The following is a 22,937-nucleotide window of genomic DNA, read 5'->3' as shown; positions in this document are numbered from 1 at the left end:
CTACGTTGAGGTGAAGAGATGCCGTTGACCCCCGAGGACGTGCGGAACAAGCAGTTCACGACCGTCCGCCTCCGAGAAGGCTATGACGAGGACGAGGTCGATGCCTTCCTCGACGAGGTCGAAGCCGAACTGACCCGCCTGCTCCGCGAGAACGAGGATCTGCGCGCCAAGCTGGCCGCCGCCACGCGCGCCGCCGCGCAGAACCAGCAGAACATGCGCAAGCCCCCGGAGCAGCAGGACCAGCAGCAGCAGGGCATGCGAGGTCCCGGCGCTCCGGTACCCGCCGGGATATCGGGCCCGCCGCAGCAGCAGATGGGCGGCCCCGGCCCCATGGGTGGCCCGCCCCAGCTGCCGAGCGGTGCCCCGCAGCTGCCCGCCGGTCCCGGCGGTCAGGGTGGCCCGCAGGGTCCCGGCCCGATGGGCCAGGGTCCTGGTCCGATGGGTCAGGGTGGCCCCATGCAGGGTCAGATGGGTCCCGGTCCGATGGGCGGCCCCATGGGCGGCCCCGGTCCGATGGGCCAGGGTCCCGGCGGCGACAGCGCGGCGCGCGTCCTGTCGCTGGCCCAGCAGACCGCCGACCAGGCGATCGCGGAGGCCCGTTCCGAGGCCAACAAGATCGTCGGCGAGGCGCGCAGCCGTGCCGAGGGTCTCGAGCGTGACGCCCGGGCCAAGGCCGACGCCCTGGAGCGGGACGCGCAGGAGAAGCACCGTGTCGCGATGGGCTCCCTGGAGTCCGCCCGCGCCACGCTGGAGCGCAAGGTCGAGGACCTGCGCGGCTTCGAGCGCGAGTACCGTACGCGGCTGAAGTCCTACCTGGAGTCGCAGCTGCGCCAGCTGGAGACCCAGGCCGACGACTCGCTCGCCCCGCCGCGCACGCCCGCGACGGCTTCCCTCCCGCCGTCCCCGGCGCCTTCCATGGCTCCGGCCGGTGCGAGCGCCCCGTCCTACGGCGGCAACCAGTCGATGGGCAGCGGTCCGGGCTCGTCGTCCGGTCCGTCCTACGGCGGTCAGCAGCAGATGTCCCCGGCGATGACCCAGCCGATGGCGCCGGTGCGTCCGCAGGGCCCGTCCCCGATGGGGCAGGCGCCCTCGCCGATGCGCGGGTTCCTCATCGACGAGGACGACAACTGACGGCCCCGGCGGCCATGAGCACGCCGTAGGCGTCGGCAGCGTTCACTGGGCGAGGCCCCGGATCCCAGGATCCGGGGCCTCGCCCTTTTTACGCGGGTTGACCGGGTGCCCGGGCCGGGACGCCCGGCGGCGGTCGAGCAGGGCGGATCGAGTGCTGCGGACCGGGCAGTGCGGGCCGAGCAGTGCGGGCCGAGCGGTGCGGACCGAGTGGTGAGGGCCCGGCCCCCGCCTGCGCGGCGGGGGCCGGGCCCTCGTGGCGTGTGCCGGTGCTTACGCCGCCTTGCGCAGGCGGAACGTCAGGGTCAGGCCCTCGTCGGTGAAGGGCTCGCCGTACGTGCCGTCCGCCTCGCCCTGGGCGAAGTCCGTGGCGAGGACCTCGTCGGCGATCAGGGCGGAGTGGTCCGTCAGGGCGGCGACGACCGCCGGGTCCGTGGCCGTCCAGCGCAGGGCGATGCGGTCGGCGACGTCGAGGCCGCTGTTCTTGCGGGCCTCCTGGATCAGGCGGATCGCGTCCCGGGCGAGGCCCGCGCGGCGCAGCTCCTCCGTGATCTCCAGGTCCAGCGCGACCGTGGCACCGGAGTCGGAGGCGACCGACCAGCCCTCGCGCGGCGTCTCCGTGATGATCACCTCGTCGGGGGTGAGGGTGATCGTCTCGCCGTCGACCTCGACCGACGCCGTGCCCTCGCGCAGGGCGAGGGAGAGCGCCGCGGCGTCCGCGTTCGCGATGGCCTTCGCCACGTCCTGGACGCGCTTGCCGAAGCGCTTGCCGAGCGCGCGGAAGTTGGCCTTGGCGGTCGTGTCGACCAGGCTGCCGCCGACCTCGGAGAGGGAGGCCAGGGACTCGACGTTCAGCTCTTCCGTGATCTGCGCGTGCAGCTCGGGGTCGAGGGACTCGAAGCCCGTCGCCGCGATCAGCGCCCGCTTCAGCGGCTGGCGGGTCTTCACGCCCGACTCGGCGCGCGTGGCCCGGCCCAGCTCCACGAGCCGGCGGACCAGCAGCATCTGCTGCGACAGCTCCGGGTCGATCGCGGTGAGGTCCGCCTCCGGCCAGGAGGACAGGTGGACCGACTCCGGGGCGCCCGGGGTGACCGGCACGATCAGGTCCTGCCAGACCCGCTCGGTGATGAACGGGGTCAGCGGGGCCATCAGCTTCGTGACCGTCTCGACGACCTCGTGCAGGGTGCGCAGCGCGGCCTTGTCGCCCTGCCAGAAGCGGCGGCGGGAGCGGCGCACGTACCAGTTGGACAGGTCGTCGACGAACGCGGACAGCAGCTTGCCGGCGCGCTGGGTGTCGTAGCCCTCCAGGGCCTGGGTGACCTGGTCGGTCAGGGCGTGCAGCTCGGACAGCAGCCAGCGGTCCAGGAGCGGGCGGTCGGCCGGGGCCGGGTCGGCCTCGGAGGGGGCCCAGCCGGAGGTGCGGGCGTACAGGGCCTGGAAGGCGACCGTGTTCCAGTAGGTGAGGAGCGTCTTGCGGACGACCTCCTGGATGGTGCCGTGGCCGACGCGGCGTGCCGCCCACGGGGAGCCGCCGGCCGCCATGAACCAGCGGACCGCGTCCGCGCCGTGCTGGTCCATGAGCGGGATCGGCTGGAGGATGTTGCCCAGGTGCTTGGACATCTTGCGGCCGTCCTCGGCGAGGATGTGGCCGAGGCAGACGACGTTCTCGTAACTCGACTTGTCGAAGACGAGGGTGCCGACCGCCATGAGGGTGTAGAACCAGCCGCGGGTCTGGTCGATGGCCTCGGAGATGAACTGCGCCGGGTAGCGGGACTCGAACAGTTCCTTGTTCTTGTACGGGTAGCCCCACTGCGCGAACGGCATCGAGCCCGAGTCGTACCAGGCGTCGATGACCTCCGGCACGCGCACCGCTTCGAGGGAGCAGCCCTCGTGGGTGCAGGTGAAGGTGACGTCGTCGATGTAGGGGCGGTGCGGGTCGAGGCCCGACTGGTCGGTGCCGGTGAGCTCGGTGAGCTCGGCGCGGGAGCCGACGCAGGTGAGGTGGCCCTCCTCGCAGCGCCAGATCGGCAGGGGGGTGCCCCAGTAGCGGTTGCGGGACAGCGCCCAGTCGATGTTGTTGTTCAGCCAGTCGCCGTAGCGGCCGTGCTTGACCGTGTCCGGGAACCAGTTGGTCTTCTCGTTCTCCGCCAGCAGGCGGTCCTTGATCGCCGTGGTGCGGATGTACCAGGACGGCTGCGCGTAGTACAGCAGCGCGGTGTGGCAGCGCCAGCAGTGCGGGTAGCTGTGCTCGTACGGGAGGTGCTTGAAGAGCAGCCCGCGCTCGCCGAGGTCCTCGGTGAGCTTCTCGTCGGCCTTCTTGAAGAAGACGCCGCCGACCAGGGGGAGGTCCGCGTCGAAGGTGCCGTCCTGGCGGACCGGGTTCACCAGCGGCAGGCCGTAGGAGCGGCAGACCTTCAGGTCGTCCTCACCGAAGGCGGGGGACTGGTGGACCAGGCCCGTGCCGTCCTCGGTGGTGACGTAGTCGGCGTTGACCACGAAGTGGGCCTCGGCCGGGAACTCCACCAGCTCGAACGGGCGCCGGTAGCTCCAGCGCTCCATCTCGGCGCCGGTGAAGGTCTGGCCGGTGGTCTCCCAGCCCTCGCCGAGGGCCTTGGCGACCAGCGGCTCGGCGACGACCAGCTTCTCCTCGCCGTTCGTCGCGACGACGTAGGTGACCTCGGGGTGGGCGGCCACGGCCGTGTTGGAGACCAGGGTCCAGGGCGTGGTCGTCCACACCAGGAGCGCGGCCTCGCCGGCCAGCGGGCCGGAGGTGAGCGGGAAGCGGACGTAGACGGAGGGGTCGACGACCGTCTCGTAGCCCTGGGCCAGCTCGTGGTCGGACAGGCCGGTGCCGCAGCGGGGGCACCAGGGGGCGACGCGGTGGTCCTGGACCAGCAGGCCCTTCTTGAAGATCTCCTTCAGAGACCACCAGACGGACTCGACGTACTCCGGGTCCATGGTCCGGTAGGCGTCGTCGAGGTCGACCCAGTAGCCCATGCGGGTGGTCAGCTCGGCGAAGGCGTCGGTGTGGCGGGTCACCGACTCGCGGCACTTGGCGTTGAACTCGGCGATGCCGTACGCCTCGATGTCCTGCTTGCCGGAGAAGCCCAGCTCCTTCTCGACGGCCAGCTCCACGGGCAGGCCGTGGCAGTCCCAGCCGGCCTTGCGGGCCACGTGGTAGCCGCGCATGGTGCGGAAGCGGGGGAAGACGTCCTTGAAGACGCGGGCCTCGATGTGGTGGGCGCCCGGCATGCCGTTGGCGGTGGGCGGACCCTCGTAGAACACCCATTCGGGGCGGCCCTGGGACTGCTCCAGGCTCTTGGCGAAGATCTTCTGCTCGCGCCAGAAGTCGAGCACGGCGTGCTCGAGCGCGGGCAGGTCGACCTGGGCGGGTACCTGGCGGTACTGCGGCGGCGTATTCAACGGGCTTCCTCCGGCGGACGTGCTGCCTTCCGTCGGAGGGACGAGAGCCATCAGTGCTGCGTACGCCGCTCCGTGTGCGGCGGGCTCCCGCGGTACCACCCTCCTTGGCCCCCCGGCACGGCGTGCGCCGCACGCGCTCCGGTGAGCCCCCTCATTGAGGTCGCGATGCCGGTTCTACTCGCCGCGCCTGGTGCTGCGCGGCTTTCTTCCGGCGGCTCCGGGGTGATCTTCACGTCGCGCTCGCCCCCGGGCTCACACCGTCCCCGGGTCGCTCTGGGCTGCCTACGCCGCTACTCGTCCCCATCCACGCTTTTCGCTCCGCCCAGTGTACGGCGCCGCGCGGCCGGCGGCCGACCGGTTTCGGCGGAGTGCGGGACCGGCGCGCGTCATGGCCTCCCGTGCCCCGAATGGGGCGGCGCGGTGTCCGGCATTCCGGGACGTCCGGACCGGCGGCATACCCGGCCGGGAGCTGGGCACAACGCATGCAGGTCCGCCGAGCGGCATCCGCGAGGCGGGCGAATCGGGCGGTGCGCCCCGTTGCCGCGGGACTCAAGTCGATTTATCGTCCCAGCACGATTCGCGAGCAAGATCACAATATGTGAGGGGGCCGCGGCCATGGTGGTGAAGAAGACCGCCGTACAGCAGTCGAGGTCCGGTACGTCCACGGGTTCCTCCGGCGGTGCGGCCCCTGCGACCGGAGGGGCGCGCGCCTCCGGAGGGGGGCCGGGCGAGGAGGCGGGCGGGAGGAAGGGCGCGCGGGAGCCCGTGGCGGAGGCCGCGGGACGGGCCGGGAAGAAGGCGGCGGCCGGGAAGACCGGGGAGAAGGCCGCCGGCGAGGCCCCGGTGAAGAAGGCGCCCGGGAGGAAGGCGGCCCGTACGAAGGGAGCCGCCGGCGCCGGGAAGAGCGGCGCCGCGACGGGCGTCGCCAAGAGCGGTGCCGCGACGGGCGTCGCCAAGAGCGGTGCCGCGACGGGTGTCGCCAAGAGCGGCGCCGGAGGGAAGAGCACGGCCAAGAAGGCGGGCGCGGCTCAGGCCGCGGAGCAGACGGGAGCCACGACGGTGGTTGCGAAGAAGACCCCTGGCACGGCCACGGCGGCGAAGAGCGCTGTTCCGAAGGCGCGGGGCGCCGCGGCGGAGCCCGGCGATCTCGCGGTGCGTCCAGGGGAGGACCCCTGGACCCCGGAGGAGATGGAGGAGGCGCGCGGCGAACTGCTGTCCGAGGAGGCGCGGCTGCGCGCCGAGATCGCCTCCTCCGAGCAGGCGCTGGCGGGCCTCATGCGCGACTCCGGGGACGGCGCGGGCGACGACCAGGCGGACACCGGCACCAAGAACATCACGCGTGAGCACGAGCTGGCGCTCGCCGCCAACGCGCGCGAGATGCTCACCCAGACCGAGCGCGCCCTGGAACGCCTCGACGCGGGGACGTACGGCCTGTGCGAGAACTGCGGGAACCCGATCGGCAAGGCCCGTATGCAGGCGTTCCCGCGGGCCACGCTGTGCGTGGAGTGCAAGCAGAAGCAGGAGCGCCGGTACTGACCGGCCGCCGTTCACGTCCTGAGCACGTGGGCCGCGGAAGGCGTACCGTACCCTCGTCCTCAGTCAGGCACCTAGGTTGAGGGACTCACGTGGCAGAGGCGGAGCGCATCATCGGTACGCCGGGCACCCCGGACGCGGCGCGGGCCGGGCAGGAGCGGCCGGACGGGCCCGCCGCGCCGGACGAGCGGTCCGGTGCCGGCCCGGCACGGACCCCGGCCGGCGGGTCCGGTGCCGACGGTACCGAGGGTGCCGGCGGCACCGGTGAGGCGGCCGTGCCCGCGGCGGACCGGGCCGTGCCCGAGGACGGTGCGGCGCAGGGCGGTGCGGCCGGGCGGCCCCGCGGCAGGCGCCGGATCGCCGTGCTGTTCGCCGTCGCCGCCTTCGCGTACGCCCTCGACCTGATCAGCAAGATGATCGTGGTCGCCAAGCTGGAGCACCACGAGCCCGTCGAGATCGTCGGCGACTGGCTGAGGTTCGAGGCGATCCGCAACGCGGGCGCGGCCTTCGGCTTCGGTGAGGCCTTCACCGTGATCTTCACGGTGATCGCGGCGGTGGTCATCGTCGTGATCGCCCGCCTGGCCCGCAAGCTCTACAGCCTGCCGTGGGCGATCGCGCTCGGCCTGCTGCTCGGCGGGGCGCTCGGCAACCTCACCGACCGGATCTTCCGCTCGCCCGGCGTCTTCGAGGGCGCGGTCGTCGACTTCATCGCACCCAAGCACTTCGCCGTCTTCAACCTCGCCGACTCGGCGATCGTCTGCGGCGGCATCCTGATCGTGCTGCTGTCCTTCCGGGGGCTCGACCCGGACGGGACCGTCCACAAGGACTGAGCCGGCCGGCTCGATGTTCCCACCGCGCTGATCCTGCGTTGCGCTAAATTCGCACACATGGGTATCGGGCAGCGGGTCGCAAAAGCGCGGGCTGAACAGGGGGTCACCCAGGAGCAGCTCGCGGCGGCCGTCGGCCTGGATCGCAGCGCCCTCGCCAAGATCGAAACCGGCACACGCCGCTTGTCTGCGCTCGAGCTGGTGGCCATCGCATGCGAACTCCAGCGGCGTGTGGAGTGGTTTGTCGATGAGGCTCCACCTGCCCTCGTGTCCTACCGCAGAGCCCATCCCGATGTCGCCACCCAGGCAATCGACATACGGCTCGACGAGCTGGTCCGTGAAGCCGAGTTCGTCGTGTCCTGCGTCCAGGGGCTGGTTTCCGGTCAGCCCGGTCCGCTGCCGCCGCCCGCCACCGCTGCCGAGGCCGAGGAAATGGCGGACACCGCGCGCCGGATGCTCGGGTTGACGCCTGCCGAACCCGCACACAACATCGCAGGTCTGGCCTCGAACCTCGGGCTTCTGGTCTTCTCGCTCGATCTGGGGGAGGGTGCCGACGCTGGCACCGTGCTGCTGGAGAGGGGCGGTGTGACGCTCGTCAACGGCAGCAGGATGGTGGGGCGGCGCCGCCTCGCCGCCGCGCACGAGTTGGGTCACTATCTCATCGCCGACGAGTATGCCCTGGACTGGCGGATCGCCTCGGCGGACGCCGACGGTCTTGAGGCACGTCTCGACAGGTTCGCCCGGGCTCTGCTGCTGCCGGAAACCGACCTGCGGGCCCGGTGGGCTCGATGGCTGGAGGCGCCCGATGAGAGCTGGAGGGACGCCGCGGTCCGGGCTGCCAGTCACTACCGGGTAGACATGGCGACTCTGGCCCGACGCCTCAAGGAGCTCCACCTGGCCGAGCACTCCAGGGCTGAGGACATCCGCCAGGTTCAGACTCGCAGAGCCGACATCGTCGAGAAGGATCTTGTGGTCAGCGACGAACTGGCACCCGTCTCCCTGCCCCGGGCGTACGAGCAGGCCGTGCTGACGCTGTACCGAAAGGAGGCGGTGACCGAAGGAAGGGCGCTGGGACTCCTGCTCGGCACCTTCGACAGTGCCTCTCTGCCCGAGCTGCCGCCTGTTCCGGCCTCCGGGATCTGGGCCGTCATGTCGTGACCGATGAGCCGCCGGCCTATGTGCTGGACACCGGTCCGCTCAGTCACTTTGCCAAGGCTCAGTGGCTCGGTGTCCTGAAAACCGTACTCAAAGAGCATCGCGTGTGCATACCGGACATCGTTCGTGAAGAGGTGCGCCAAGGGATTCCGTACCATCCACATCTGCGGTCGGTCCTCGAGGAGACGCCGTGGATCGAGGTCGTGCCGCTGGACACGGAAACCCAGCTATCGGCGTTCGCCTACTACGCGAAGCGGTTGATCGGACCCGACGGCCGTAACGCCGGCGAATGTGGCGTGCTCGCCCTTGCCGAAAGCACTCCCGGGGCGATCGCAGTGATCGACGATCGCGTCGCCGTGGAAGCGACACGCGGCCGTCGGTCATGGTGCGCAGGACCCTGGGCCTGCTGTGTGAAGCCATCCGCGCCGGGCTGCTGACCGTTCCTCTTGTCTCGGCGCTGGCGGACGACCTGTTGGAAAGCCACTACCGCATCCCCTTTCGCACCGGAGGGTTCGCCGACTGGGCGGAGGCCCAGGGCCTCCTGTGGAAGGCTGCTCCCGAGCCCTGCGCCCCGGCGTGCGTGATGGGCCGCGTCACTCGTCCGGCATACTCGACGGGTGAGCACGATTCCCGAGATCCGTACCCTGCCCGTGCCCGACGGCCTGGAGGGCGAGCGTGTCGACGCCGCCATCTCCCGCATGTTCGGCTTCTCCCGTACCAAGGCCGCCGAGCTGGCGGCGGCGGGGAAGGTCACGGTCGACGGGTCGGTGGTCGGCAAGTCGGAGCGGGTGCGCGGCGGGGCCTGGCTGGAGGTCGAGATGCCGCAGGCGCCCGCGCCGGTGCAAGTGGTCGCCGAGCCGGTCGAGGGCATGGAGATCGTGCACGACGACGAGGACGTGGTCGTGATCGTCAAGCCGGTCGGGGTGGCCGCCCACCCGTCGCCCGGCTGGAGCGGCCCGACCGTCATCGGCGGGCTCGCCGCCGCCGGGTACCGCATCTCGACCTCCGGCGCCGCCGAGCGCCAGGGCATCGTGCACCGGCTGGACGTCGGCACCTCCGGCCTGATGGCGGTCGCCAAGTCGGAGCGGGCGTACACCTCGCTCAAGCGCCAGTTCAAGGAGCGCACGGTCGACAAGCGCTACCACACGCTCGTCCAGGGCCACCCCGACCCGACCAGCGGCACCATCGACGCGCCCATCGGCCGCCACCCGAACCACGACTACAAGTGGGCGGTCACCGCCGAGGGCAAGCCGTCCGTCACGCACTACGACCTGATCGAGGCCTTCCGCGCCGCCTCCCTGCTCGACGTGAAGCTGGAGACGGGCCGCACCCACCAGATCCGCGTCCACATGGCCGCCCACCGCCACCCCTGCGTCGGCGACCTGACGTACGGCGCCGACCCGACGCTCGCCAAGCGCCTGCGCCTGACCCGCCAGTGGCTGCACGCGGTGCGGCTCGGCTTCGAGCACCCCGGCAGCGGCGAGTGGGTGGAGTTCACCAGCGACTACCCCGAGGACCTGCAGCGGGCTCTCGACCAGGTCCGCGAGGAGACCTGGGCATGAGCGCCGGCCCGTACGCGGTGCGCGTCGCCGAGGACCCCGCCGACCGGGAGGCCTGCTTCGCGGTGCGCAAGGAGGTCTTCGTCGCCGAGCAGGGGGTCCCCGAGGAGATCGAGTACGACGCCTACGACGCCGGCGCGGTGCACGTCCTGGCGGTCCGCGAGGACGGCGTGCCGCTCGGCACCGGGCGGCTGCTGTACGGCGAGGCCGCCGCGGCCAAGACCGGTGACGGGCCGGCCGTCGGCTCCCTGGGCCGGCTCGCCGTGACCCGGGCCGCCCGCGGGCTGGGCGTCGGGGCGGCGCTGGTGCGGGCGATCGAGGAGGCGGCCCGCGCGCGGGGGCTCACGGCGGTGGACCTGCACGCGCAGACCCACGCGCTGGGGTTCTACGAGCGGCTCGGCTACGAGGCGTACGGTCCGGAGTTCCCGGACGCGGGGATTCCGCACCGGGCGATGCGGCGCGTTCTGTGACCTCTCGTGTCCCGGGTGCTCTGTGACCCGTCGCGTCCCGGGTCCTCTGTGGCTGTCGTGTCCCGGGTGCTTTGTGACGCGCCGGGTCCGGCGTGCTCTGTGAGGTACAGGGTCCGGCGTGCTCTGGACGTACCGGGTCCGGCGTGTTCTGTCGCGCTCTGTGACGTACCGGGTCGGGCGTGCTCCGGGGCCTGCCGGTCCGCCGCGCCGTGTGGCTCAGGGGGCGGAAGAGGCTGGTGAGCGCGGTGTCGTGGCAGGCTTGAAGTCTGCCGTGTGAACGCCTAGATCGCCGGAGCGCTGACCGTGGATCAGTTGGCCCTGTTGTTCCTGCTCTTGCTCGGGGCCGTGCTGAGCGTCCCGGTCGGGGACCGCCTCGGGCTGCCGGCGCCGGTGCTGATGACGGTCCTCGGCATCGTCCTGGCGCTGCTCGACTTCGTGCCCAACGTCGACATCCCGCCCGACCTCATCCTGCCCCTGCTGCTGCCGCCCCTGCTGTACGCGGCCGTGCGGCGGACCTCCTGGCGGCAGTTCGCGGCCAACAAACGGCCGATCTTCCTGCTCGCGGTGGCGCTGGTGTTCGTCACCATGGCCTGCGTGGCCGCCACCGCCCACGCGATCGTGCCGGGGCTGCCGATCGCCGCCGCCTTCGCCCTCGGCGCGCTGGTGGCGCCGCCCGACCCGGTGGCGGCGACCGCCGTCGCCGGACAGCTGGGGCTGCCGCGCCGGCTCGTCTCCATCCTGGAGGGCGAGGGGCTGTTCAACGACGTGACGGCCATCGTCCTGTACCACGTGGCCATCGCCGCCGCCGTCAGCGGCACCTTCTCGCCGTGGAAGGCGGGCCTGGACCTGGTGCTGTCCGCCGTCGTCGCCGTCGCCGTGGGACTCGCCCTCGGCTGGGGCGCGAGCAAGCTGCTGGGCCTGCTGGACGACCCCACCCTGCAGATCGGGCTGACGCTGCTGGTGCCGTACGTCAGCTACGTCCTGGCCGAGGAGCTGCACGGCTCCGGGGTGCTCGCCGTGCTCACCACCGCGATGTTCCTCGCCGAGCAGGCGGCCGACGCCGACGACGTGATGACCAGGCTCGCCGGGCACACCGTCTGGGACGTCGTCGACACGCTCGTCACCGGGGTCGCCTTCGGGCTCATCGGCCTGGAACTGCACAACGCCATCCGCACGGCCTCCGGGCGCTGGGGCGAGCTGCTCGGCTGGGCCGCGGCGGTCGCCGCCGTCGTCGTCCTCGTCCGGCTGCTGTGGCTGCTGCCGGCGACCTGGCTGACGAAACGGCTGCACGCCAACCGGGACCACGACGAGGACATCCCGATGAGCTGGCGGGAGACCGTCGTCATGTGGTGGTCGGGGATGCGGGGCGTCGCCTCGGTGGCGCTGGCCCTGGCGATCCCGCTCAGGACGGACGACGGCAGCCCCTTCCCCAACCGCGACGAGATCGTCTTCATCGCCTTCGGGGTGATCATGGTGACGCTGCTCCTCCAGGGGCTCACCCTGCCGTGGCTGGTGAACCGGCTCGGGGTGCGGGCCGACACCGAGCGGGAGAAGGCGTTCGAGAAGGAACTGGCCCTGCGGGCGGCCAGGGCGGCGAAGCGCCGGCTGAAGGAGATCGAGGCGGTCGAGGAACTGCCGGAGGAGCTGTCCGAGCAGATGCTGCGGCGGGCCTACGACATCGGGGTGCGGATCAGCCCGGACATCGGGGGCGAGGAGCGGCGCGAGGCGCACGAGCAGCGGGCGCGGCGGGTGAAGCGGATCCGGCGGATCCAGGGCGAGCTGCTGAGCGCCGCGCGCCACGAGGTGCTCGCGGCGCGCAGCGAGCCCGGCGCCGACCCGGAGATCGTGGACCGGGTGCTGCGGCACCTGGACGTCCGCAGCCTGCGGTGACGGACCGGGCCCGGGGCGGCCGCGGCGGGGGCGGGCACCGAAGGCCCGGCGGCGGTCCGCGCGGCCCCGTCAGCGGCGCCGCGACTGCTCGGGCAGGCGGTGCGCGGCCCCGTCGGGCGAGGAGCGGCGGAAGCCGTCACGGGCCGGCGGCGAAACCGCCTCCCCCACGGCGACGCGGGGCAGCGCGTAGGGGTGCGCCTCGGCCAGCCAGCGGATCATCTGCTCGCGGACCGTCACCCGCACCGTCCAGATGTCGTCGGCGTCCTTGGCCGTCACCAGGGCCCGCACCTGCATGGTGGTCGGGGTGGTGTCCGTGACCGTCAGGTCGTAGGCACGCCCGTCCCAGGCGGGGCACGCGCGCAGGATGTCGCGGAGCTTGTCGCGCATCGCGTCCAGCGGTGCCGTGTGGTCGAGGTGCCAGTACACGATGCCGGTCATCTGCGGCGTGCCGCGCGACCAGTTCTCGAACGGCTTCGACGTGAAGTACGACACCGGCATGGTGATCCGGCGCTCGTCCCAGGTGCGCACGGTCAGGAACGTCAGTGTGATCTCCTCGACGGTGCCCCACTCGCCGTCCACCACCACCGTGTCGCCGATGCGCACCATGTCGCCGAAGGCGATCTGCAGCCCCGCGAACAGGTTGCCCAGCGTGGACTGCGCGGCGATGCCGGCCACGATGCCGAGGACACCCGCCGAGGCGAGCAGCGAGGCGCCCGCCGTGCGCATGTCCGGGAAGGTCAGCAGCATCGAGGCCCCCGCCACCACGCCGACCACCGCGGAGACCACCCGCATGATCAGCGTCACCTGGGTGCGCACCCGCCGCACCCGGGCCGGGTCGCGCTGCGCCCGGGCGTTGGCGTAGCTGGTGTACGACGTCTCGACGATCGCCGAGGCGATCCTGATGACCAGCCAGGCGGCCGAGCCGATCAGCACCAGCGCCAGGGTCCGGCCGATGCCGGCCCGGTGGGACGGGAACAGCCCGGCCTCGACGTACGACCCCTTCAGCAGGGCGGCGCACAGGACGAGCTGGTAGGGGATCCGGCCGCGGCGCAGCAGCCCCCACAGCGGGGTGTCGTGGTTGCGTTGGTCGGCCTTGCGCAGCAGCAGGTCGGTGGCCCAGCCGATGACGAGCGTCAGCACGACCGAGCCGCCGACCACGATCAGCGGGCGGAGTATGTTCTCCATGCCCACGAACGTAACCGGCACCGCGGGGGACCGAACATGTGACTTCGCGACGCTTGTGGATAGGGACGCCGCCCGGCGCTGTCGGACCCGGCTGGCACCATGGCCTCATGAACATCATGCTCTTTCACTCGACCCATGGCCTCACCCCCGCGGTGCGGCAGGCCGCGGACCGGCTGCGCGCCGCCGGGCACCAGGTGTGGACGCCGGACCTCTTCGAGGGGCGCACGTTCGGCACGGTCGAGGAGGGCATGGCGTTCCAGGACGAGCTCGGCAAGGACGAGCTGCTGAAGCGGGCCGTGCTGGCCGCCGCGCCCTACTCGGAGCGCGGGCTGGTCTACGCCGGGTTCTCGCTCGGCGCCTCGATCGCCCAGACCCTCGCCCTCGGCGACGACAAGGCGCGCGGGCTGCTCCTCCTGCACGGCACCTCCGACCTCGCGCCGAACGCCTCGGTGGACGGCCTGCCGGTCCAGCTCCACGTGGCGGAGCCGGACCCGTTCGAGCCGGACGAGTGGCTGAGCGCCTGGTACCTCCAGATGGGCCGGGCCGGCGCCGACGTCGAGGTGTACCGGTACGCCGGGGCGGGCCACCTCTACACCGACCCCGACCTGCCGGACTACGACGAGGAGGCCGCCGAGGCCACCTGGCGGGTGGCGCTCGGCTTCCTCGGCTCCCTGGAGGACGAGCGGCCCCAGGCCGGCTGACCGGGGCGCAGGTGCCGGAGCGGACCGCGGGCGCCGGAGCGGGGCGCCGGCGCTAGACCGGGGCGTAGGCGCGCTCGACCTTCTGCGTGCCGCTGCGCGTGCGGTAGGAGCGGGCCCAGGAGGCGGTCGCGTCCGCCGACGTGCGGTCGGACAGGACGTAGTAGTCCATCTGCGCGCGCTCGGCCGTGAGGTCCAGCACGCCGTACCCGTGGCGGTCGGTGTCGACCCAGTGGACGTGCCGGTTGGCGGCGCGGATCAGCGGCGCGGCGACGGCGGAGACCGTGCCCTCGCGGACCTTCACGAGGTCGTCGAGGTTGTCGGAGGTCACCGAGGTGACGACGAACTCCGTGGCGGCGGAGGCGGACAGCGGGTAGGTCCCGGCGTCGTGGGGCACGTCGTTGGCCCACGCCATGTGGATGTCGCCGGTCAGGAAGACCGTGTTGCGGATGGCGTGGGTCCGCAGGTGGGCGAGGAGCTCGCGGCGGTCGTCGGTGTAGCCGTCCCACTGGTCGGTGTTGAGGGCGAGACCCTCCCGGGGCAGGCCCAGCAGCTCGGCGAGCGGGCGGAGCAGGTCGGCGGTGAGCGAGCCGACGGCGAACGGCGCGATCATCACGGAGTTGCCGACCAGCCGCCAGGTGGTGTCGGAGGCCCGCAGCCCGGCCTTGAGCCAGTCCAGCTGGGCGCGGCCGGTGAGGGTGCGGTCCGGGTCGTCGACGTCGCCGTCGCCGATCGCGGCCTGCCGGGAGCGGAACGACCGCAGGTCCAGCAGGGACAGGTCGGCGAGCCTGCCGAACCGCAGGCGCCGGTAGGTGGTGCCCGCGACCGCCGGGCGGACCGGCATCCACTCGAAGTAGGCCTGCTTGGCGGCGGCCTGCCGCGCGGACCAGGCGCCCTCGGTGCCCTCGGTGTGGTTCCCGGCCCCGCCCGACCAGGCGTTGTCGGCGAACTCGTGGTCGTCCCAGATCGCGACCACGGGTGCGGCGGCGTGCAGGGCCTGGAGGTCGGGGTCCGTCTTGTAAAGGCCGTGCCGTATGCGGTAGTCGGCGAGCGTGCGGATCTCGTGGGCCGGGGCGTGCGGGCGGACGACGGTGCCGCGGGTGCCGTACTCGCCGGTGCCGTACTCGTAGAGGTAGTCGCCCAGGTGCAGCCAGGCGTCCAGGTCGCCGCGGGCCGCGAGGTGGCGGTAGGCGGCGAAGTGGCCGGCCTCCCAGTTGGCGCAGGACACCACGCCGAAGCGCAGGTTCACCACGGCCGCGCCGGCCGCCGGCGCGGTGCGGGTGCGGGCGGCGGGGGAGTCGGTGCCCCCGGCGGAGAAGCGGAACCAGTAGTCGGTGGCGGGTTCCAGGCCGCGGACGTCCGCCTTGACGGTGTGGTCACAGGCGGCGGTCGCGGTGACGGAGCCCTTGGCGACGATGTCCGTGAACGCCCGGTCCGTGGCGACGACCCACTCCACCTCGGTGTCCGGGCCGGTGCCGGAGCCCGGCACGGCCTCGGGGACCGGCGTCACCCGGGTCCACAGCAGGACGCCGTCGGGCAGCGGGTCGCCGGAGGCCACCCCGTGCAGGAAGGCGGGCGCGGCGCCGGCGGCACCGGCGGGTACGGCCGCGGCGAGCGGGGCGGCGAGGACCGCGCCGGCGGTCGCGGCCTTGACGACCGTACGGCGGCTCGGGGCGGGGGAGTTCGCGTGCGCGGCGGACGACGGGCCGTCGGATGCGGATGATCTGTGTCGACTGGTCACGGCCGATCAGATTACTGATCGGTATGGACGGGAGCGGGCGAACTCCCGAAAGTTCGCCCGCTCTTCGACGCCCGCTCTTCACCAGCGGGCCGGCGTCCGCGTGGTCAGGCCTTCAGCGCGGCGTCGACCGCCTTGGTGAAGTCCTCCACCGTCATGGGCGCGTTTCCGTCCGGGCCGGTGAGCTGCTTGCCGTCCATCACCAGGCTCGGCGTGCCGGTGACGCCGTCCTTGTTGTCGTTGAACGCCTGGGACATGGCCAGCGCCCAGGCGTCGTACGTCCCCTTCTTCACGGCGTTCCGGAAGGTGGCGTTGCCCTTCAGCGCGGGGACGCTGTCGGCGATGTCGATGAGGTAGTCGTCGTCCTTGAACTTGTCGTCGCTCTCCGACGGGTGCCACTTCGAGGAGTAGAGCGCCGCCTTGTAGTCGAGGAACGCCTCGGGGCTCACGTTCAGGGCGGCGCCCAGGGCGCTCATCGCGTTCTTCGACCCCTCGCCGTGCGAGCCGACCTCGAACTTCCCCTTCTTCTCGGTGTCGCCGTCGAGGAAGGTGCCGCCGACGAACTGGATCTTGTACTTGCCGGCGTCGACGTCCTTCTCGACGGTGGAGCCGACGGACTGCTCGAAGGCGGCGCAGATCGGGCAGCGCGGGTCCTCGTAGAGCTTGAGGGTCTTCTTCGCGCTGCTCTTGCCGATCGTCACGGTCGTGCCGTTCTCACCGGTGGTGTGGGCCGGGGCGACGACCTTGTCGTCCGCGACGGTCTCCCAGTGGGAGGGCTTGTTGGCCTGCACGACGGCGTAGCCGATGCCGCCGGCTATCGCCAGGATGCCGACGACGGAGCCGGCCACGACGGCCTGCCGCTTGGCCTTCTCGCGCTTGGCCTGGCGCTCGCGCTCCAGGCGCAGGCGCTCGCGGGCCGCCGTCTTCGCCGCCTGGCTGTTCCGCTTGCTCATGGTGGTGATCTCCATGGGGACGCGCACACGGGGGGTGTGCGGGAAACGTAGGGGGACTGCTGGTGCTCGGTTGAGGTTTCTCAGGCGAGGGCGGCCGAGCGCGGCGGTCCGCGCCGTCCCAGGGAGTGGATGAGGATGCGGTCGCGGGCCGCGGCGGTACGGCGGGCCGGGCGCGCCGGCCGGCGCACGGCGGGGGCCCGCCGCACGGTCACGGCCGCCACCGCCAGCAGCAGCGGCCGGAACGTGGTCGCGGCCACGGCCCGCAGCAGCTGGGCCAGTGCCCGCTCGCCGCGGCGCAGCCAGGCCGCCGCGAGCAGCCCGACGCCGATGTGCGCGCCGAGCAGCAGCCAGGGGGTGGCGGGGCCGGCGTGCGCGAGGGCGGCGGCGAGCCGGTCGGTGTCGGCGCCGGTCACCCGGGTCAGCGGTGCGGTGAGACCGGTGCCGACACCGGTGCCGGTCCCGCACAGCACATGGAGGCCGACGGAGCGCAGCGGGCCGGTGACCGGGCCGCCCGCCGCGCCGTAGCACAGGTGCTGGCCGGTGGTGAAGACCGTGTCGGCGGCCAGCTCCAGCGGGATCAGCAGGGCCGCGATCCGCCCGAAGGAGCGCTCGCGGCCCGCCAGGGCGTACGCCGGGACGAATACGGCGGCGGCGATCGCGGCCACCGTGTTCAGCGGCAGCGGGACCTGCGACAGCAGCACGTGCGACGCGGTGCTGAGCGTCACGACGAGTGCCGTGAACAGCGCCGCGCGTACGGCTCTGAGCGGGGTCCCGGATATGTCCATAGCGAGAGAAGAGTGTGTCACGGGAGTCGGTAGGAGACTCCTAAAGGGTTCCTGTGAACCCGGCGGGCCTCCCGGGAGAGCCTACGGTCACAGACCCGGGATCCGGCCGTTGCGGAACAGGTCCACGAAGATCTGGTGGTCGGCACGCGCGCGTGCCCCGTAACCGTGCGCGAAGTCGATCAGCAGCGGCGCGAAGCCGTCCTCGTCGGCGGCGATCGCCGCGTCGATGGCCCGCTCGGTGGAGAACGGCACCAGGGACTCGCCGGACTGGTCGTCCGCCGCCGCGTGCATGGTGGCCGTGGCCCGGCCCAGGTCGGCGACGACCTCGGCGATCTCCTCCGGGTCGTCGATGTCGTCCCAGTCCAGGTCGACGGCGTACGGCGAGACCTCGGCGACGAGCTGGCCGGCGCCGTCCAGCTCGGTCCAGCCCAGCCACGGGTCGGCGTGGGCCTGGAGGGCGCGCTGGGAGATCACCGTGCGGTGGCCCTCGTGCCGGAAGTAGTCACGGATCGCCCGGTCGGTGACGTGCCGGGAGACGGCCGGGGTCTGGGCCTGCTTGATGTAGATCACGACGTCGTTCTCCAGGGCGTCGCTGTTGCCCTCCAGGAGGATGTTGTACGACGGCAGCCCGGCCGATCCGATGCCGATGCCGCGGCGGCCGACGACGTCCTTCACGCGGTAGGAGTCCGGGCGGGTCAGGGAGGACTCCGGGAGCGTCTCCAGGTAGCCGTCGAAGGCCGCCAGCACCTTGTAGCGGGTGGCGGCGTCCAGCTCGACGGCGCCGCCGCCCGGCGCGAAGCGGCGCTCGAAGTCGCGGATCTCCGTCATCGAGTCCAGCAGCCCGAAGCGGGTCAGCGCACGGGCGTCGCGCAGCGCGTCCAGCAGCGGCCCGGACGCCGTGTCCAGCGTGAACGGCGGCACCTCCTCGCTCTTGGCGCCGGTGGCCAGGGCGTGGATCCGCTCGCGGTAGGCGCCCGCGTAGATCCGCACCAGCTCGGTGATCTGCTCGTCGCCGAGCGCCTTGGCGTACCCGATCAGGGCGACGGAGGCCGCGAAGCGCTTGAGGTCCCAGGTGAAGGGGCCGACGTACGCCTCGTCGAAGTCGTTGACGTTGAAGATCAGCCGACCGGTCGAATCCATGTACGTGCCGAAGTTCTCCGCGTGCAGGTCGCCGTGGATCCACACGCGGGAGGTGCGCTCGTCGAGGTAGGGGCCGCCGGAGGCCGTCCCGCCGCCCTGCCCGGCGCGCTCCGCGGCCAGATCGTGGTAGAAGAGGCACGCCGTGCCCCGGTAGAACGCGAAGGCGGACGCCGCCATCTTCCGGAACTTCACGCGGAACGCGGCCGGGTCGGCGGCCAGCAGTTCGCCGAAGGCGGTGTCGAAGACGGCGAGGATCTCCTCGCCGCGGTGCTCCTCGTCGAGCTGCGGGACCGACATCGCTGGGTGCCTCCTGGTGCGGGGTGGTGCGTGACGAGTGGGGCGGACGTTTCCGCAGGTGCGGAACGGCTCCGGCCGCGCACGGCGGCGGAGGCCCCACCCGGACCAACGTCCGGCGGCCCCCGTGAGTGCCCGGCACTCCCGGGTGACGGTACGCGGGGGAGCCCTCCGGGTGTCGGTGCCGGGGCATAGACTTCGAGGCTGACCCCCAGACTGCCCGCAGCCTGTCGCCCAGCGTTCCCCAGGAGGCCGCACGTGTCGAAGCCGCCGTTCACGCACCTGCACGTCCACACCCAGTACTCGCTGCTGGACGGTGCCGCGCGGCTGAAGGACATGTTCAACGCGTGCAACGAGATGGGCATGACGCACATTGCCATGTCCGACCACGGCAACCTGCACGGCGCGTACGATTTCTTCCACTCCGCGCAGAAGGCGGGCATCACCCCGATCATCGGGATCGAGGCGTATGTCGCGCCGGAGTCGCGCCGCAACAAGCGCAAGATCCAGTGGGGCCAGCCGCACCAGAAGCGGGACGACGTCTCCGGTTCGGGTGGCTACACCCACAAGACGATGTGGGCCGTGAACAAGACCGGCCTGCACAACCTCTTCCGCCTCTCCTCCGACGCCTACGCCGAGGGCTGGCTGCAGAAGTGGCCCCGGATGGACAAGGAGACCATCTCGCAGTGGTCCGAGGGCATCGTCGCCTCCACCGGCTGCCCCTCCGGCGAGGTGCAGACCCGGCTGCGCCTGGGCCACTTCGACGAGGCCCTGAAGGCGGCCGCCGACTACCAGGACATCTTCGGCAAGGACCGCTACTTCCTGGAGCTGATGGACCACGGCATCGAGATCGAGCGCCGGGTCCGCGACGGCCTGCTGGAGATCGGCAGGAAGCTCGGCATCCCCCCGCTGGTCACCAACGACTCGCACTACACCTACGCGCACGAGGCGCAGGCGCACGACGCGCTGCTGTGCATCCAGACCGGCAAGAACCTCTCCGACCCGGACCGCTTCAAGTTCGACGGCACCGGCTACTACCTGAAGTCGACGGAGGAGATGTACGCCATCGACTCCTCCGACGCCTGGCAGGAGGGCTGCGCCAACACGCGGCTGATCGCCGAGATGATCGACACCACCGGCATGTTCGAGAAGCGCGACCTGATGCCGAAGTTCGACATCCCGGAGGGCTACACCGAGGTCACCTGGTTCCAGGAGGAGGTCCGCCGCGGCATGGAGCGCCGCTACCCGGGCGGCATCCCCGAGGACCGCATGAAGCAGGCCGAGTACGAGATGGACGTCATCATCTCGATGGGCTTCCCCGGCTACTTCCTCGTGGTCGCCGACTTCATCATGTGGGCCAAGAAGCAGGGCATCGCCGTCGGTCCCGGCCGTGGCTCCGCGGCCGGCTCGATCGTCGCCTACGCGCTCGGCATCACCGACCTCGACCCGATCCCGCACGGCCTGATCTTCGAGCGGTTCCTCAACCCCGAGCGCATCTCGATGCCCGATGTCGACATCGACTTCGACGAGCGCAGGCGCGCCGAGGTGATCCGGTACGTGACCGAGAAGTACGGCGCCGACAAGGTCGCCCAGATCGGCACCTACGGCACCATCAAGGCCAAGAACGCGATCAAGGACTCCGCGCGCGTGCTGGGCTACCCGTACGCGATGGGCGACCGCATCACCAAGGCCATGCCCGCCGACGTCCTCGGCAAGGGCATCCCGCTGTCCGGCATCACCGACCCGAACCACCCCCGGTACTCGGAGGCGGGCGAGGTCCGCTCGATGTACGAGAACGAGCCGGATGTGAAGAAGGTCATCGACACCGCGCGCGGCGTCGAGGGCCTGGTGCGGCAGATGGGCGTGCACGCCGCCGGCGTGATCATGTCCAGCGAGCCGATCGTCGACCACGTCCCGGTCTGGGTCCGGCACACCGACGGCGTCACCATCACGCAGTGGGACTACCCGAGCTGCGAGTCGCTCGGCCTGCTGAAGATGGACTTCCTGGGCCTGCGCAACCTCACGATCATGGACGACGCCGTCAAGATGGTGAAGGCGAACAAGGGGATCGACATCGATCTCCTCAGCCTCCCGCTCGACGACCCGACCACCTTCGAGCTGCTCCAGCGCGGCGACACCCTCGGCGTCTTCCAGTTCGACGGCGGCCCCATGCGCTCCCTGCTGCGCATGATGAAGCCCGACAACTTCGAGGACATCTCCGCCGTCTCGGCCCTGTACCGGCCGGGCCCGATGGGCATGAACTCGCACATCAACTACGCCCTGCGCAAGAACGGCCAGCAGGAGATCACGCCGATCCACCCGGAGCTGGAGGAGCCGCTCAAGGAGGTCCTGGATGTCACCTACGGCCTGATCGTCTACCAGGAGCAGGTGCAGAAGGCCGCCCAGATCATCGCCGGCTACTCGCTCGGCGAGGCCGACATCCTCCGCCGCGTCATGGGCAAGAAGAAGCCCGAGGAGCTGGCGAAGAACTTCGTCCTCTTCCAGGAGGGCGCCCGCAAGAAGGGTTACAGCGACGAGGCCATCCAGGCGCTGTGGGACGTGCTGGTCCCCTTCGCCGGCTACGCGTTCAACAAGGCGCACTCCGCCGCGTACGGCCTGGTGTCGTACTGGACGGCGTACCTGAAGGCGAACCACCCCGCCGAGTACATGGCCGCCCTGCTCACCTCCGTCAAGGACGACAAGGACAAGTCGGCCGTCTACCTCAACGAGTGCCGCCGCATGGGCATCAAGGTGCTCCCGCCCAACGTCAACGAGTCCGAGGCGAACTTCGCCGCCCAGGGCGACGACGTGATCCTCTTCGGCCTGTCCGCGGTGCGCAACGTCGGCACCAACGTGGTCGAGTCGATCATCCGGTGCCGCAAGTCCAAGGGGAAGTACACCTCCTTCCCCGACTACCTCGACAAGGTCGAGGCGGTGGTCTGCAACAAGCGCACCACCGAATCGCTGATCAAGGCCGGTGCCTTCGACTCGATGGGCCACACCCGCAAGGGCCTCATGGCGCAGTACGAGCCGATGATCGACAACGTGGTCGCGGTCAAGCGCAAGGAGGCCGAGGGCCAGTTCGATCTCTTCGGCGGCATGGGCGAGGAGGAGAGCAGCGAGCCCGGCTTCGGGCTGGACGTGGAGTTCTCCACCGAGGAGTGGGACAAGACCTACCTGCTCGCCCAGGAGCGGGAGATGCTCGGTCTGTACGTCTCCGACCACCCGCTGTTCGGCCTGGAGCACATCCTGTCCGACAAGGCCGACGCGGGCATCTCCCAGCTCACCGGCGGCGACTTCGGCGACGGCGCGGTCGTCACCATCGGCGGCATCATCTCCGGCCTCCAGCGCAAGATGACCAAGCAGGGCAACGCCTGGGCCATCGCCACCGTCGAGGACCTCGCCGGTTCCATCGAGTGCATGTTCTTCCCCGCGACCTATCAGCTGGTCTCCACCCAACTCGTCGAGGACGCGGTCGTCTTCGTCAAGGGCCGCCTCGACAAGCGGGAGGACGTGCCGCGGCTGGTCGCGATGGAGCTGATGGTCCCGGACCTGTCCAACGCCGGCGCCAACGCGCCCGTGGTCCTGACCATCCCGGCCACCCGCGTCACCCCGCCGCTGGTCAGCCGCCTCGGCGAGGTGCTCAGCCACCACAAGGGCGACAGCGAGGTGCGGATCAAGCTCCAGGGCCCGCGCAAGACCACCGTGCTGCGCCTGGACCGGCACCGGGTCAAGCCCGACCCGGCCTTGTTCGGCGACTTGAAGGTGTTGCTCGGCCCGTCCTGCCTGGCCGGCTAGCGGACGGCCGGCCGGCGAGCGGCCGGGGCCGTCGGCCGATGCGCGAAGCGCACGAGGGGCGCACCCGGCAACGGGTGCGCCCCTCGTGTCATGTGCCCGGGCCCCAACGGCCCGGCACGCGGACTCAGTTGTGACCGAAGCGCTTCTGCCGGCCCTTGCGGGCGGCTATGTCGCCGGCCGCCACCTGCGAGGTGCGCTGCTCGTCCTGCGGCTCCAGCGCGGTCGGCTGGGACGACTGGGGGGCGCGCTCGGCCCGCTGCTGCTTACGGTCACGGTTCTTGTTCTTGGCCATGGTGATCTGCCTCCTGTGGGGGATCTAGGGGCCAGGGCCGGGACCAGATTCACATACGGCGATAAAGAA

At 71.5% G+C, this 22,937-nt stretch carries 17 protein-coding genes; 10 read left to right on the top strand and 7 right to left on the bottom strand.

From position 1 onward, the window contains the following. Nucleotides 1–18: 18 nt before the first annotated feature. Nucleotides 19–1,131 (top strand): DivIVA domain-containing protein, encoded by a 1,113-nt coding sequence (locus ABZ340_RS20805; RefSeq protein ID WP_358783270.1) that lies wholly within the window; start codon nucleotides 19–21, stop codon nucleotides 1,129–1,131. A gap of 270 nt (nucleotides 1,132–1,401) precedes the next feature. On the opposite strand, the gene ileS is transcribed toward ABZ340_RS20805, so the two are convergent. Continuing rightward, nucleotides 1,402–4,551 carry an isoleucine--tRNA ligase gene (ileS, locus tag ABZ340_RS20800; protein ID WP_358783269.1) on the bottom strand — a complete coding sequence of 1,050 codons (3,150 nt, stop codon included), beginning with the start codon at nucleotides 4,549–4,551 and terminating at the stop codon, nucleotides 1,402–1,404. A gap of 615 nt (nucleotides 4,552–5,166) precedes the next feature. Here ileS and ABZ340_RS20795 point away from each other — a divergent pair. The 7 genes from ABZ340_RS20795 to ABZ340_RS20765 all read left to right on the top strand — a co-directional run bounded on the left by ABZ340_RS20795 (nucleotide 5,167) and on the right by ABZ340_RS20765 (nucleotide 11,985). Beyond that, nucleotides 5,167–6,087, top strand: coding sequence for a TraR/DksA family transcriptional regulator (locus ABZ340_RS20795; RefSeq protein WP_358783268.1), 921 nt, complete (start codon nucleotides 5,167–5,169; stop codon nucleotides 6,085–6,087). Between the two features lie 89 nt (nucleotides 6,088–6,176). Then, nucleotides 6,177–6,914 (top strand): signal peptidase II, encoded by a 738-nt coding sequence (lspA, locus tag ABZ340_RS20790; RefSeq protein ID WP_358783267.1) that lies wholly within the window; start codon nucleotides 6,177–6,179, stop codon nucleotides 6,912–6,914. A gap of 57 nt (nucleotides 6,915–6,971) precedes the next feature. Then, complete coding sequence (locus tag ABZ340_RS20785) at nucleotides 6,972–8,069, top strand: XRE family transcriptional regulator (RefSeq protein WP_358783266.1); 1,098 nt, start codon at nucleotides 6,972–6,974, stop codon at nucleotides 8,067–8,069. After that, on the top strand, nucleotides 8,066–8,503 hold the full coding sequence (locus ABZ340_RS20780) for a type II toxin-antitoxin system VapC family toxin (RefSeq protein ID WP_358783265.1): 438 nt from the start codon (nucleotides 8,066–8,068) through the stop codon (nucleotides 8,501–8,503). Before ABZ340_RS20785 ends, ABZ340_RS20780 begins: the two co-directional genes overlap by 4 nt. A gap of 180 nt (nucleotides 8,504–8,683) precedes the next feature. Continuing rightward, nucleotides 8,684–9,628: an RluA family pseudouridine synthase gene (locus ABZ340_RS20775; RefSeq protein WP_358783264.1), complete on the top strand. Its 945-nt coding sequence runs from the start codon at nucleotides 8,684–8,686 to the stop codon at nucleotides 9,626–9,628. Further along, a complete protein-coding gene (locus ABZ340_RS20770) occupies nucleotides 9,625–10,095 on the top strand; it encodes a GNAT family N-acetyltransferase (protein WP_358783263.1) in 471 nt (156 codons plus the stop codon). Before ABZ340_RS20775 ends, ABZ340_RS20770 begins: the two co-directional genes overlap by 4 nt. Nucleotides 10,096–10,398: 303 nt before the next feature. Then, nucleotides 10,399–11,985 (top strand): Na+/H+ antiporter, encoded by a 1,587-nt coding sequence (locus tag ABZ340_RS20765; protein WP_358783262.1) that lies wholly within the window; start codon nucleotides 10,399–10,401, stop codon nucleotides 11,983–11,985. Between the two features lie 69 nt (nucleotides 11,986–12,054). On the opposite strand, the gene ABZ340_RS20760 is transcribed toward ABZ340_RS20765, so the two are convergent. Further along, nucleotides 12,055–13,170 (bottom strand): mechanosensitive ion channel domain-containing protein, encoded by a 1,116-nt coding sequence (locus tag ABZ340_RS20760; RefSeq protein WP_358783261.1) that lies wholly within the window; start codon nucleotides 13,168–13,170, stop codon nucleotides 12,055–12,057. 107 nt (nucleotides 13,171–13,277) lie between these two features. Here ABZ340_RS20760 and ABZ340_RS20755 point away from each other — a divergent pair, with 107 nt between their 5' ends. Further along, a complete protein-coding gene (locus ABZ340_RS20755; RefSeq protein ID WP_358783260.1) occupies nucleotides 13,278–13,871 on the top strand; it encodes a dienelactone hydrolase family protein in 594 nt (197 codons plus the stop codon). Nucleotides 13,872–13,923: 52 nt separating this feature from the next. Here the strand turns inward: ABZ340_RS20755 and ABZ340_RS20750 are convergent, their stop codons facing one another. The 4 genes from ABZ340_RS20750 to ABZ340_RS20735 all read right to left on the bottom strand — a co-directional run bounded on the left by ABZ340_RS20750 (nucleotide 13,924) and on the right by ABZ340_RS20735 (nucleotide 18,781). Continuing rightward, nucleotides 13,924–15,609, bottom strand: a complete 1,686-nt coding sequence (locus ABZ340_RS20750; RefSeq protein ID WP_358783259.1) for an alkaline phosphatase D family protein — start codon at nucleotides 15,607–15,609, stop codon at nucleotides 13,924–13,926. 104 nt (nucleotides 15,610–15,713) lie between these two features. Further along, nucleotides 15,714–16,559, bottom strand: coding sequence for a thioredoxin domain-containing protein (locus tag ABZ340_RS20745; protein WP_358783258.1), 846 nt, complete (start codon nucleotides 16,557–16,559; stop codon nucleotides 15,714–15,716). An 80-nt stretch (nucleotides 16,560–16,639) separates the two neighbouring features. Beyond that, nucleotides 16,640–17,344 carry a hypothetical protein gene (locus ABZ340_RS20740; protein WP_358783257.1) on the bottom strand — a complete coding sequence of 235 codons (705 nt, stop codon included), beginning with the start codon at nucleotides 17,342–17,344 and terminating at the stop codon, nucleotides 16,640–16,642. Between the two features lie 87 nt (nucleotides 17,345–17,431). Beyond that, on the bottom strand, nucleotides 17,432–18,781 hold the full coding sequence (locus ABZ340_RS20735) for a DUF2252 domain-containing protein (protein WP_358783256.1): 1,350 nt from the start codon (nucleotides 18,779–18,781) through the stop codon (nucleotides 17,432–17,434). 255 nt (nucleotides 18,782–19,036) lie between these two features. Between ABZ340_RS20735 and dnaE the strand changes: the two genes are divergently transcribed. After that, nucleotides 19,037–22,576: a DNA polymerase III subunit alpha gene (dnaE, locus tag ABZ340_RS20730; protein WP_358783255.1), complete on the top strand. Its 3,540-nt coding sequence runs from the start codon at nucleotides 19,037–19,039 to the stop codon at nucleotides 22,574–22,576. Nucleotides 22,577–22,700: 124 nt separating this feature from the next. Here dnaE and ABZ340_RS20725 read toward each other — a convergent pair whose 3' ends face one another. Further along, nucleotides 22,701–22,868 (bottom strand): hypothetical protein, encoded by a 168-nt coding sequence (locus ABZ340_RS20725; protein WP_358783254.1) that lies wholly within the window; start codon nucleotides 22,866–22,868, stop codon nucleotides 22,701–22,703. Nucleotides 22,869–22,937: the final 69 nt, after the last annotated feature.

The sequence above is a fragment of the Streptomyces sp. NPDC006134 genome, assembly GCF_040628835.1.
In the GTDB taxonomy this organism is placed as follows: Bacteria; Actinomycetota; Actinomycetes; order Streptomycetales; family Streptomycetaceae; genus Streptomyces.
Note: the sequence above shows the minus strand (reverse complement) of the source record. Positions and strands in the feature narration are given on the sequence as shown.

Coding starts and splice junctions, on each gene's coding strand:
- ABZ340_RS20745 (WP_358783258.1), bottom strand. CDS start 16,559: ATGAGCAAGCGGAACAGCCAGGCGGCGAAGACGGCGGCCCGCGAGCGC.
- ABZ340_RS20770 (WP_358783263.1), top strand. CDS start 9,625: ATGAGCGCCGGCCCGTACGCGGTGCGCGTCGCCGAGGACCCCGCCGAC.
- ABZ340_RS20795 (WP_358783268.1), top strand. CDS start 5,167: ATGGTGGTGAAGAAGACCGCCGTACAGCAGTCGAGGTCCGGTACGTCC.
- ABZ340_RS20755 (WP_358783260.1), top strand. CDS start 13,278: ATGAACATCATGCTCTTTCACTCGACCCATGGCCTCACCCCCGCGGTG.
- ABZ340_RS20740 (WP_358783257.1), bottom strand. CDS start 17,344: ATGGACATATCCGGGACCCCGCTCAGAGCCGTACGCGCGGCGCTGTTC.
- ABZ340_RS20760 (WP_358783261.1), bottom strand. CDS start 13,170: ATGGAGAACATACTCCGCCCGCTGATCGTGGTCGGCGGCTCGGTCGTG.
- ABZ340_RS20735 (WP_358783256.1), bottom strand. CDS start 18,781: ATGTCGGTCCCGCAGCTCGACGAGGAGCACCGCGGCGAGGAGATCCTC.
- ABZ340_RS20725 (WP_358783254.1), bottom strand. CDS start 22,868: ATGGCCAAGAACAAGAACCGTGACCGTAAGCAGCAGCGGGCCGAGCGC.
- ABZ340_RS20785 (WP_358783266.1), top strand. CDS start 6,972: ATGGGTATCGGGCAGCGGGTCGCAAAAGCGCGGGCTGAACAGGGGGTC.
- ABZ340_RS20805 (WP_358783270.1), top strand. CDS start 19: ATGCCGTTGACCCCCGAGGACGTGCGGAACAAGCAGTTCACGACCGTC.